General features: G+C 65.0%; 10 protein-coding genes. All 10 read left to right on the top strand.

Features of this window, described 5'->3' with window-relative positions; genetic code table 11:
* Nucleotides 1-54 precede the first annotated feature (54 nt).
* Nucleotides 55-333, top strand: a complete 279-nt coding sequence (locus KA261_13115) for an HU family DNA-binding protein (GenBank protein MBP7698742.1) — start codon at nt 55-57, stop codon at nt 331-333.
* 102 nt (nt 334-435) lie between these two features.
* On the top strand, nt 436-2,808 hold the full coding sequence (locus tag KA261_13110) for a DNA translocase FtsK 4TM domain-containing protein (protein ID MBP7698741.1): 2,373 nt from the start codon (nt 436-438) through the stop codon (nt 2,806-2,808).
* Between the two features lie 26 nt (nt 2,809-2,834).
* Entirely contained in the window at nt 2,835-3,440 is a 606-nt protein-coding gene (locus KA261_13105; protein ID MBP7698740.1) for an outer membrane lipoprotein carrier protein LolA, read from the top strand.
* Nucleotides 3,441-3,447: 7 nt separating this feature from the next.
* Nucleotides 3,448-4,779: a 30S ribosomal protein S12 methylthiotransferase RimO gene (gene rimO, locus KA261_13100; GenBank protein ID MBP7698739.1), complete on the top strand. Its 1,332-nt coding sequence runs from the start codon at nt 3,448-3,450 to the stop codon at nt 4,777-4,779.
* Complete coding sequence (locus KA261_13095; protein MBP7698738.1) at nt 4,776-5,420, top strand: lytic transglycosylase domain-containing protein; 645 nt, start codon at nt 4,776-4,778, stop codon at nt 5,418-5,420. The genes rimO and KA261_13095 overlap by 4 nt, the downstream gene beginning before the upstream one ends.
* The gene (gene bamD / locus KA261_13090; protein ID MBP7698737.1) at nt 5,417-6,352 is read left to right on the top strand and encodes an outer membrane protein assembly factor BamD; all 936 of its coding nucleotides are present in this window, start codon (nt 5,417-5,419) and stop codon (nt 6,350-6,352) included. The genes KA261_13095 and bamD overlap by 4 nt, the downstream gene beginning before the upstream one ends.
* The gene (gene nadD, locus KA261_13085) at nt 6,339-6,947 is read left to right on the top strand and encodes a nicotinate (nicotinamide) nucleotide adenylyltransferase (protein MBP7698736.1); all 609 of its coding nucleotides are present in this window, start codon (nt 6,339-6,341) and stop codon (nt 6,945-6,947) included. The genes bamD and nadD overlap by 14 nt, the downstream gene beginning before the upstream one ends.
* Nucleotides 6,944-9,670: a DNA polymerase I gene (polA, locus tag KA261_13080; protein MBP7698735.1), complete on the top strand. Its 2,727-nt coding sequence runs from the start codon at nt 6,944-6,946 to the stop codon at nt 9,668-9,670. Before nadD ends, polA begins: the two co-directional genes overlap by 4 nt.
* A gap of 47 nt (nt 9,671-9,717) precedes the next feature.
* A complete protein-coding gene (locus tag KA261_13075) occupies nt 9,718-10,344 on the top strand; it encodes a dephospho-CoA kinase (GenBank protein ID MBP7698734.1) in 627 nt (208 codons plus the stop codon).
* Nucleotides 10,319-12,331, top strand: coding sequence for a transketolase (locus KA261_13070; protein ID MBP7698733.1), 2,013 nt, complete (start codon nt 10,319-10,321; stop codon nt 12,329-12,331). Before KA261_13075 ends, KA261_13070 begins: the two co-directional genes overlap by 26 nt.
* Nucleotides 12,332-12,342: the final 11 nt, after the last annotated feature.

Raw genomic sequence — 12,342 nt, 5'->3', positions numbered from 1 at the left:
TATGCGCGCAATGTCGGATACCGCAACTACCAAACTCCCAAGGAGGGTCAGGCAATGACCAAGGACGAGATGATTGCCCACATCGCGGAGGCCTCGGGCATCACCAAGCGCCAGGCGACCTCGGCTCTGGATGCGTTCATGGACGGTGTGACCAGGCAATTGAAGAAGAACGAGAAGATCAGCTTCGCCGGGTTCGGCACGTTCGCCGTGTCCCAGCGGAAGGCGCGCACCGGCCGCAACCCGCAGACGGGCGAGGCGATCAAAATCCCGGCGACCCGCGTGCCCGTGTTCAAGGCCGGCAAGAATCTCAAAGAGGCGATCAAGAAGAAATAGCGTCCGCGACCGAGCTTTCGGAGGCAGGAGTTTGCGCTTCTGCCTTTTTTTTATTGAATTTGTAGTTGAAACCTCCGGGCCGGCGCCCCACCTTGGAATCCTATGGCGAAGAAGAAATCCGCGCGCAGGAGCCGGAAATCCGGCGGCTTCTCCGAACGCGCCCGGCAGGCGCTCGGAGTCGTGTTCATTCTCCTGGCTCTCTTGCTGCTCATCTCGCTCGTCTCGCACGACAGCCTCGATGATCTCCGGGTGACGGGCGACGCCGACACCCACCTGGCCGTCTTCGACATCCAGTTCCGCAATCAGGCCGGGCTGATCGGCGCCTACCTGTCGTTTTTGCTCATGTTGCTGGCCGGGTGGCTGTCCTTTTTCCTCCCGGTCGGTCTGGGCGTGGCCGCCCTGCGCCTGTTCGCTCCCGAGCGGGCCAAGCGCTGGCGGTTTAATGTCCTGCTGCTCTTCGCCATCTCCGTCCTCGGCACCATGCTCGTCAACATTCACCGCCTGGCCGCCCACACGCTCGAGGCCGACCCCGATGCGGTCGGCGGCTACGTGGGGGAGAAGCTGACCCTCCTGGCGATCAAGCTCATCGGCGAACTCGGCTCGTATGTCCTTTTGGGCGGCTCCATCCTGCTGCTCCTGGTGCTGTACACTTCGATCACCCCCGTTTTGGCCAAGGCTCTGCCCTTGCCGGGGGGGGAGACGGTGCGGAAAATCTACACCGTCATGCGCAACGCCGCCGTGACGATCTTCTCGTTCCGCTGGCTCGTGTCCCAGTCGGAGGATGAAGAGGACGAGGCCGCAGCGGGGGAGAGCGAGCCTGCCGCTCCGGCGCCTTCCCGCGAGCGTCCCCCTGACAGCGCGGAGTTCGAGGACCTCCTCGACGAGCAGATCGAGGCCGATGCCGTCCCGGACGGGGCTGATCCCGCTGCTGACCGTGAACCGCGTCCGAAAAAGCCGCGCGCGAAGCCGGCGGCGTCGCCCAGCGATGAGCCGGTGACCCGCGGCTCCATCGACTACCGTTTTCCGCCGCTTTCGTGCTTGGCCCGGGACCCCAACCCGGCTAATGCGTCGGTCACCGAAGAGGAGCTCAAGGCGACCTCGCGTATGCTGAAAGAAACACTTGAGACATTTGGCGTAAGTGTATCCGGGGAAATAGAATACTATCCTGGTCCGGTGATTACGAGGTTCGAGCTCAAACCGGCCGCCGGGGTGAAGGTCAACCAGATCGTCAACCTGTCCGATGACTTGGCGCTTGCCCTGAAAGCCAAGCGCATCCGTATCATCGCACCCATCCCCGGCAAAGCGGCGGTGGGGATCGAAATCCCCAATCGCAAAGCGCAACTGGTGTACCTGCGCGACATTCTTGAAGACGACATTTTCGCCCGGACGACCATGCGGCTGCCGCTGGCGCTCGGCAAGACCACGGCCGGCAAGCCCTACGCCGTTGATCTGGCCAAGCTCCCCCACCTCCTCATCGCCGGGGCCACCGGTTCGGGCAAGTCGGTGTGCGCGAATGTCCTGATCACCTCGCTGATCTACAAGCTCCACCCGCACCAGATCCGGTTCATCATGATCGATCCGAAGATGCTCGAGTTGACCGCCTACTCGGGCATTCCGCACCTCGGCCGCCCGGTCGTAACCAACCCCAAGCGGGCCGAGAAAGTGCTCTCCGATGCCGTGGTCGAGATGGAGCAGCGCTACCGCCGGCTGGCCGCCGCTTCGGTCCGCAACATTGAAGATTTCAACCGGAAACAGGAGGCCGATGACCAGCGCCTGCCGTACATCGTGATTCTCGTCGATGAACTGGCCGACCTCCTGATGTCGTCGACTTCCTCGCGCATGGAACTGCTGATCACCCGCCTGGCCCAGATGGCGCGGGCAGTCGGCATTCACCTCGTTCTGGCCACTCAGCGTCCCTCGGTCGACGTCATCACCGGCCTCATCAAGGCCAACTTCCCGGCCCGCCTGGCTTTCCAGGTATCGTCCAAGGTCGATTCCCGCACCATCATCGACGCCAACGGGGCGGAGAAGCTCCTCGGCAACGGCGACATGCTCTTCCTGTATCCCGGCCAGCCCGAACCGATCCGTATCCACGGCGCCTACCTCACCGGCGACGAGACCGAGGCGATCGTCACTTTCATCAAGGCCCAGGAACTTCCCATGCTCAAGCTGGAGAACATTTCGCAGGCCACGGGCGAGGCGGCCGATGTCGAGGAAGTGGATGCCGGCGATCCGCTTTTCCGCGAGGCCTGCGAAGTGGTCATCCGCCATAAGCAGGGGTCGGTCTCGCTGCTGCAGCGCCGCCTCGGCATCGGTTACCAGCGGGCCGCCCGTCTCATCGACAAGCTCGAAAAGGCCGGCGTCGTCTCGCCGTTCGACGGGTCCAAGGCCCGCGAGGTGCTGGTCGACAAGAGTTACCTGGAGACTCTGGCCGCCACCGAGGGGGCGCCGGTCGCCGAACAGGAAACAAACTAATCCCCCGCTCGGTCGTATAAATGGCAATGACTAAAGTGCTTATCTCTGTCGCGGTGCTCGCCTGCTCCGCGGCCGCGTTCGCCTCCGATGATCCTTTCGAGGGCGCCAAGCAGGACCTCGCGAGAGCTGCCTGCGTGCAGGTCCAGTTCCTCTCCGTGCTCGAGTCGGACGTTTTCGACGTCGTCGACTCCGTCCCCGGCACGGCCATCATCGCCGCCGACGGCCGCTTCGCGGTCTCGGTCGGCTCCGAGGAATACCTCTATGACAACGAGCGCCTCTATACCTACTCCGCGCAGACCGACCAGGTGATCATCGAGAAGCCCTCGGGCGACCTTTTCGTCGGCAACGAAATCGCGCTCGTCACGCGGCTCGACCGGTACTACCGGACGGCGCCGGTCGCTGCCGGACGGGAGTATCGCCTGACGCGGACGGACACGACCGGCACGCAGCTGCCCGATGAGCTGACGGTTCTGCTCCGGCCCGATTCCTCCGCGATCGAAGCGTTTCTCTATCGCGACATCAACGGCGATCTCAACCGGGTTGTTTTGTTGCGCCAGAACCTGTCCGAGGCCTGCGCCGACAGCGCGTTCATTCCCGCCTTTCCGGAGTCCGCGGAGCGCATCAAGTTGTAGCCGCGCCATGAAGTTCTACATTCACAAGCTCGGCTGTCCGAAAAACGACGTCGATGCCGACTACATCGCCGCCCGCCTCATCGACGCCGGCCACGAGCCGGTCTGCGATCCCCTCGCCGCCGACTCGATCATTGTCAACACCTGCGGGTTCATCCTCCCGGCCAAGGAGGAGTCGATCACGGAAATCCTGCGGCTCGGGCAGCTCAAGAAGGAGGGGCGGCTTCGCGCGCTGTTCGCCAGCGGCTGTCTGTCGCAGCGCTACGGTGACGAGCTGCTGAAAGAAATACCGGAGCTGGACGGCGCGTTCGGGCACGGCGCTTTGGATTCGCTCGCCGCCGCGGTGGACGGCGCCCCCCGGTTTGACCGCGCCGTGCGCGTCGAACCGCGCCGCCTGGCCTACCTGGACTGGAGGGACCGCTTCATCTCCGATCCGTACCCCTGGGCGTACCTGAAAATATCCGACGGCTGCGACCGGGGCTGCACCTTTTGTGCCATCCCCGGCATGCGCGGCCGCTTTCGCAGCCGGCCGCTCGAGTCGATTCTGCGCGAGGCCCGGTTTCTGGCCGACCGCGGCAAACGCGAACTGATCCTCGTCTCGCAGGAAGCGACCCTCTGGGGGTACGACCTTCCCGGTCGGCCCGACATCCTCAGCCTCCTGCGCGCCCTTGACGGCCTTGCGGGGGTTCGCTGGATTCGCCTCATGTACCTCTACCCGGCGGCCCTGACGACAGAGTTGATCGAGTATCTTGCCGACGACGGCACCAAGGCGCTCGACTACTTTGATCTGCCGCTCCAGCACATCAGTGACGATATTCTTCGCGCCATGCGCCGCCGCGGCGACCGCCGCGCGATCGAGAGCCAATTGCGCGCCATTCGCGAGATTGCGCCGGGCGGCACCGTCCGCACCACTCTCATCGTTGGTTTCCCCGGCGAGACGGAAAGGCACTTCGCCGAGCTGCGCGAGTTTGTGGAGCGCTTCGAGTTCGACCGCCTCGGCGTTTTCGCCTACTCTCCGGAGGAGGGCACGCCCGCCGCGGAGTATCCCGGACAGGTGCCCGAGCGGATCCGGCAGCGGCGCGTCGACGACCTCATGACGGTCCAGCAGGAGATCGCCTTCGCCAAGAATAATTCCTTGATAGGGCGGATCCTCGAAGTTATCATTGACTCGGCGCCGGCCGATGGTCCGGCGGTCGGGCGAACCCGGGGCGACTGCCCCGAGATCGACCAGGAAATCAGCGTCTGCGGGGAGCGCCTCGCGGCCGGTACCTTCTGCCGCGTCCGGGTCGAGGCGGCCGACGGGTACGATCTCCGCGGATGCACAGTCGGGGTCGTGGCATGATTCAGTTTGAGAAGCTGGGGATATTCCTCTCCAAACCGGTCGCCTTCGTGCTCGTGGTGATCTACCTCCTCCAGTCGGGTCTCCTGGTCTATCTCGTGAAGAACAAGTACGACCTGGAACGGCAGATCTCGTTCCAGCAGACCCGCATCGGCACGCTTGAGGAGAAACTCCAGATATTCAAGGCTATCGACGACTTCCAGATCGGCTTCTCCGACGAGGAGATCAACCGGCTCACCGACGTCATCTACGAGGAGAGCAAGAAGTACGAGTACGACCCGCTCTTCATGCTCGCCATCATTCTCACCGAGTCGTCGTTCAAGAAAGGGCAGACCTCGCCGGCCGGCGCCCAGGGGCTCATGCAAGTCATGCCGTTCGTCGGGCGGGACGTCGCCGGCCGCAGCGGCGTCGCCTGGCAGGGGGACTCGACGCTCTTCCAGCCCGACATCAACATCCGCCTCGGCGCCCTCCACCTGTTTGAGCAGATCCTGAAATTCGGCGACGTCAAGCAGGCGCTCGTCGCCTACAATTTGGGCGAGACCCGCCTCCGGGGGATCCTCCGCGACAAGCAGCCGGTCCCGAAGACGTACCTGAACAAGGTGCTGGAGAACTACAAAATGTTGAAGGAGGCCTACCGGGTGTGAACCGGATCACCGCCGCCGGCGCACTCGCCGGTCTCTTGCTGGTCGCCGCGCTGCTGGCCTCGTGCGGCGCGGGCTCCCGCTCCCTGTCCCAGCTCGACGCCCGCCAGCTTTTCGACGAAGGACAGCGGCTCTATGAGGATGGAAAGTACCGCCAGGCGATCGAGTACTTCCAGACCGTGGTCTTTAACTACCCGGGGCACGCGGTGGTTGACACCGCCCAGTACTACCTCGGCCTCGCGTACTATGGCAACGAGGACTTCGAACTGGCGGCGCTGGAGTTCGACCGCCTCGCGCGCAATTACCCGGCCTCGGCCTTTTTCGCCAACGCCATCTTCATGCGCGGCGTCGCCTATTTCGACTCCACCCCGAAAAACCCCGGTCTCGATCAGACGGAGCTTGAGAAAGCCATCGCCGTCTTCGAGGACTTCCTGATTGATTTCCCCGAATCCCCGCTCGTTCCCGATGTGCAGAAGTACCTCGCGGCGGCGCGCACGCGGTTCGCGAAGAAGTATTTCAACGCCGGCATCGTCTATGAGCGCCTCGGCGCTTTCAAGGCGGCCAAAGTGTATTTCCAGAAAGTCATCGACGAGTATACCGACACCGACCTGGCCGCCCGGGCGGCCTTTCACCGCGCCGATATGGATCTCCGCCTCAAGGACTTTGCCGCCGCCCGCACCGGTTTTGAAAGCTTCCTGGCTGCCTTCCCCGAAAGCGACCTGGCGGGCAAAGCGCGCAAGAGGGCCGTGGAATCCGCGTACCGCCAGTGCCGCCTGAGCTACGACAAGGGCGACACCGCCGAGGCGCGCCAGTGCCTCCGGCAGTTCCGGGAGAGCTACCCGGCCAACGGGTACGAGGATGACGTCAATGAGATGCTCGAGGCGCTCGACAAACACCCCGCCGGGTCCGACACCACCAGACATGCGGAGTCCTGAGCAGGGGGGCGTGTGGGGCGTCCTCGGCGGCGCCTTCGATCCGGTGCACAGCGGGCACCTCGCCCTGGCCCGCGAGATCCTCCGCGCCCGCAACCTTGCCGGCGTCCTCTTCGTCCCCGCCTACCGGCACCCGTTCAAGGGTGACCGGGCCCGCGCCTCCTGGCCCCACCGGGTCGCCATGCTCCGCCTCGCTCTGGCCGGGGACGACCGCTTGCGCGTCTGCGAGATCGAAGCCGAGCAGGAGCTTTCCGGCTACACCCTCGACACCCTGCGGGCGCTGAAGAAGGCGTACCCCCAGGCGGCCTTCCGCTTCCTCGTCGGCGCCGACCTCCTGGACCAGATTGACCAATGGCATTCGCCTGAAGAGCTGCTTCGCGAGACGCCGGTTTTGGCCGGCGCCCGGCCCGGCTACCAATTGAAGGTCAGCCCGGGGCTGCCCGCCGACCGCATCGAGCTTGTGCCGGCCGAAACGCCCGCGGTTTCGTCGACCGACCTGCGCGCCCTGATCGGCCGCGGCGCGCCGCGCCCCCGGCTGCTGGCCTGGCTTCCCGCGCCCGTGCTCGACTACATAGAAAAAGAGGGGTTGTACCGATGACGCCCGACCGCAAGACTGTCTACCTGGTCGATGGCTCGGCCATCTTCTACCGCGCCTACTTCGCTTTCCTCCGCAACCCGCTGATCAACTCGAAAGGGGAGAACACCTCGGCCGTCTTCGGCTTTGTCAATTCGCTGCTGAAGGTCATTCGCGATGAGAAGCCCGACTACCTCGCCGTTGCCTGGGACTCCAAGGCCCCGACTGTCCGCCACGAGCGCTACGAGGAGTACAAATCCACTCGCGCCAAGATGCCCGAGGACCTCGTGGCCCAGCTCCCGGCGATCCGCGAGGCGGTCGAGGCGTTTCGCATCCGGCACTTTGAGATGGAGGGTTTCGAGGCCGACGACATCATCGGGACCCTCGCCAGCCGCTGCGCGAAGGCGGGCTTCGACGTCTGGTGCGTCACCGGCGACAAGGATTTCTTCCAGCTCGTTACCGACCGCATCCGCATCTACACGCCCCAGCCGGGCGCCGACCAGGCCGTCAAGATGGGCCGCGAGGAAGTAAAGGCGAAATTCGGCGTCTATCCGGAAGCGGTCATCGACAAGCTCGCCCTCATGGGCGACAGTTCCGACAATGTTCCCGGCATCCCCGGCGTCGGTCCCAAGACCGCCGATGCGCTCCTGGAGCAGTTCGGCAGCCTCGAGGCGGTCCTCGCCGGCGCCAACCGGATCAAGGCCAAAGCCGTCCGGGCCCGGGTCGAGGCCCACGCCGACCTCGCCCGTCTCTCCAAGGAGCTGGTGACCATCTGCACTGATGTCCCGATCGCCTGTGACCTGGAGCAGCTCCGCTTCCGCGAACCCGATCACGCCAAACTCGTCGAATTGTTCCAGCGTCTCGAGTTCAACCGTCTTCTGAAACAACTTGTCCCCGAGGCGGCGGCCGCCGCGGGCGTCACCGACGAGGCGCCCGGCGCCACCAAGCCGGGCTACCATGTCGTCGCCGCCCTCAAGGATCTCAAGACTCTTCTGAAGAAGCTCTCGACCTGCCGGAAAGTCGCCGTTGACACCGAGACCACCTCGCTGAACCCGCTCGCCGCCGAGCTCGTGGGCATCTCCCTGTCGGCCCGCGCCAACGAGGCCTACTACCTGCCGCTTGGCCACACGGGGGAGGGGGCGGTGAACCTGCCGCTTCCGGAGGCCCTCGCCGAGGTGAAGAAACTCCTCGAAAACCCGGACGTGCAGAAGTTCGGCCAGAACATCAAGTACGATCTGGCAGTCCTGCGCAAGTACGGCATCGAAATCGAGCCGGTCCGCTTCGACACCATGCTGGCTTCGTACGTCATCGACCCATCGTCGCGGCAGCACTCGCTCGATGCCCTCGCGCTCCAGCATTTCAACCACCGCAAGACGCCCATCACCGACCTCATCGGTGCGGGGAAGAAGCAGATATCGTTCGCCCAGGTTCCGGTCGACAAAGCGTGCGACTATTCGTGCGAGGACGCCGACTACACCTACCGCCTCCGCGGCAAACTCGCGCCGGTGATCGACCAGCTCGGCATGAACAGCCTCTACTACGACATCGAGGTGCCGCTCATCAAGGTGCTCGCCGACATGGAGCGGGAGGGAGTGCGCATCGACGTCTCATTTCTCGGCGAGTTGTCGGTGCAGATGGAGCGCCGGCTGGAGGAAATCCGCCGCGAGATCTACCGCATCGCCGGTACCGAATTCAACATCAACTCCACCCAGCAGTTGGCGCACATCCTCTTTGAGAAACTCGGCCTCCCGACGAAGGGGAAGACCACCAAGAAGACGGGCTTTTCGACCGACGTCCGGGTGCTCGAGGAACTGGCCGCCCTCCATGAACTCCCCGCCCGCATCCTTGATTTCCGCCAACTGACCAAACTCAAGAGCACCTACGTTGACGCTCTCCCGAAGCTGGTCGACGGGCGTACGGGGCGGGTGCACACGTCCTTCAACCAGACGATCGCCGCGACCGGCCGCCTCTCCTCTACCGACCCGAATCTCCAGAATATCCCCGTCCGCACCGACGAAGGGCGCGAGATCCGCAAAGCCTTTGTCCCGCGCGACGAGGGCCACACCCTGCTCGTGGCCGATTACTCCCAGATTGAACTGCGCATTCTCGCCCACATGTCGGAGGACTCCACCCTCATTGAGGCCTTTCGACGCGGCGAAGACATCCACGCCCGCACGGCCGCGGAGGTCTACGGTGTGGAGATCGGCCAAGTGACCCCCGAGCAGCGGCGGGCCGCCAAGACGGCCAACTTCGCCGTCATCTACGGCGTCACCGCCTACGGCCTCGCGGCCCAGTCCGCCCTCGATGTCGGGCAGGCCAAGGCCTTCATCGCCACCTACTTCGAGCGCTACCCCGGCATCCGGCGCTACCTCGAGGCCACCAAGGAATTCGCCCGTGCGCGCGGCTACGTGACGACCATGTTCAACCGGCGGCGCACCATCCGCGAAATCAACGACCGCAACGTTAACGTCCGCCAGTTTGCCGAGCGCGCGGCGATCAACACGCCCATTCAGGGTACCGCCGCCGACATGATCAAGAAAGCCATGATCCGGATCCACGGGCGGCTCCGCGCCACACGCTCCCGCATGATCCTCCAGGTGCACGACGAGCTCGTCCTGGATGTGCCCCGGGAGGAGCTCGACGAGGTGCGGGAGATTGTCCGCGACGGCATGGAGCAGGCGGTGTCGCTCAAGGTCCCGATCGTGGTGTCGCTCGGGTCCGGTCCCAACTGGCTGGACGCCAAATGACGCCGCCGGGGGCTTGCCCTTTTCCCGAATAAGCCTTTATTACCGGTATGTTGATCGGTTTAACCGGATTGATCGGCGCGGGGAAGTCGACGGCCGCCCGCATTCTCGAATCGTTCGGCGCCGTGGTACTCGATGCCGATGAGATCGGGCGCGAGGTGGTGGAGGCCTCCCTCCCACTGCGGCACCGGCTGGCCGAAGCCTTCGGGGCCGACGTGCTCACCGTCGACCTCGACCTCGACCGCAAGAAAGTCGCCGAACGCGCGTTTGCCGGCGAGGAGTCCCGCCGCCGCCTGAATGAGATCGTCCACCCCTACCTCCTCCACGAGCTTGACAGCCGCATGCGCCGGCTGGCCAAGCGCTGCCCGGTGGTGGTGGTCGACGCCGCGCTGCTGACCGAGTGGCGCCTGCATCAACGCATGGACTACACGATCGTGATCGATGCCCCCGAACAGGTCCGGCTCGACCGGCTGGCCGCGCGGGGGATGGCGCCGTCCGAGGCCCGGGCGATCGAGCGCCTGCAGCCGTCCCCGCAGGACCTGCGCGTCTGCGCCGACTTCCTGGTCGTCAACGACGGATCCACCGATCGCCTCGCCGCAACCTTGAGCGACATCTGGGAGATGATCACCCGCTCGAAAAGGGGAGACTCGCATGAAGAACCCGACACCGCACCCTGAGAATGCGCGCTGCGACTACCGCGTCGACGAATTGGTCGAGCGCGCGCGCTACATGCGCGGCCTGAACGAAATCGCTCTCTGCTCGGCCCGGTCGGGGCACTCCGGCGGCACGCTGAGCGTGATGGATATCGCGGCCGCCCTCTATTTGAGAATCGCCCGCCACAATCCAACCGACCCCGACTGGCCCGACCGCGACCGCATCATCTGGTCGGCCGGCCACAAAGCCCCCGCTCTCTACACCGCCCTGGCCGTCGCCGGCTATTTCCCAGAACCCGAGCTCATGAAGCTCCGCATGCTCGACTCCCCGCTCCAGGGGCACCCCCACCGCCTCGACCTGCCGGGGGTGGAGATCAGCTCCGGGTCGCTCGGGCAGGGGTTTTCAGTCGCCGTCGGCGTCGCCCTCGCCGCCCGGCTCGATGGGAAGGACTACCGGGTGTTTGTTATTTCGTCCGATGGCGAGCACCAGGAAGGCTCGATGTGGGAGGCCGCCATGGCCGCCGCCCACTATCGTCTCGACAACCTGATCCTCATCGTCGACAAGAACCGCCTGCAGATCGACGGTCCGGTTGCCGAGGTCATGAACATCGACCCGCTGGCCGACAAATACGCCGCTTTCGGCTGGCACGTGCGCGAGGCTGATGGCCACGCCATGGCCGAGATCGTTGAGGCCCTCGACTGGGCCCGCAACCGCAACGACTCCGGCAAGCCGGTCGCGCTGATCTTCCACACGGTGAAGGGGAAGGGCGTGTCGTTCATGGAGAACGTCGTCGGTTGGCACGGCAAGCCGCCGAAGCTCGACGAACTGGAGCGCCTGCTGGCCGAGCTCGGCCTCGGAGACACCTTCGCCGTGTCCGATCTCATCGACTACGGCGTCCGCCACCAGATCGGCGTCGACGCCCGCCTGAACGACGAACTCCCCGCGTTCTCGCGCGACTTCTGGTGGAATGCCGGGCCGGCCATGCGCGTGGACATGGATCCTACGCGCAAAGGGTTCGGCCGCGCTCTTGAGGCCTGCGGGAGCGACGAGCGCATCGTCTGCCTCGGCGCCGATATCTCCGACTCCATTTGCATCTCCGATTTCCACAAGAACCACCCGGAGCGCCGCCGCCGCTTCTTCTCGGTGGGCGTGGCCGAACAGAATGCCACGACCATCGCGGTCGGCCTGGCCAAGGAGGGGAAAATCCCCGTCTTCGGCACCTACGGCGTGTTCGCCGCCGCCCGCAACCTCGACCAAATCCGCGTCTCCGTGTGCTACGGGAACTACAACGTCCTCATCGTCGGCGCCCACGGGGGGATCTCGGTGGGTCCCGACGGCGCCACCCACCAGGAGCTGGAGGCGATTTTCCAGATCGCCGGTCTGCCCCACATGCACCTGGCCATCCCGTGCGACGCCCTGGAGACCGAAAAGATGACCCGCGCGCTGCTCTTCGACGTCGTCGGGCCCAAGTACCTGCGGTTTGCCCGCGAGGCCACCCCGATCATCACCCGGCCCGACAGCCCGTTTCGGTTCGGGGAGGCCAACATTTTCCGGCTCCGCCGCGAAGCCGACCGGTTTGCCGACGCTTTCGACATCACCCCGGCGTCCGAGTACCGGAGCGAGGGAGAGGACCTCACGATCATTTCCTGCGGCCCCGAGGTCGCCGAGGCCCTGCGGGCGGCGTACATTCTCCGCACCGACTTCCGCCTGGAAACCCGGGTCATCAACATGCATACCGTTAAGCCCTTGGACGAGACCGCGATCGTCTGCGCCGCCGGGGAAACCGGCGCCGTGGTGACGGCCGAAGAACATCAAGTTGGGGGCTTGGGAAATCTGGTCGCCGGTGTTATCTTGCGCCGGCAGGCCGAGACCGGCCGCCCGGTTCGTTTCGCCATGGTCGGCATCGCCGACCGCTTCGGCGAGTCCGGGCAGCCCTGGCAACTGATCAAACGTTTCGGCGTCTCGGCCGAACACATCGCCGCGAAGGCACGAGAGCTCGTGAAGCACTAGAGAGGAGTTGC

The organism is Candidatus Zixiibacteriota bacterium, assembly GCA_017999435.1.
Lineage (GTDB): Bacteria > Zixibacteria > MSB-5A5 > GN15 > FEB-12 > JAGNLV01.
This window is presented reverse-complemented; position numbering and strand designations above follow the sequence as displayed.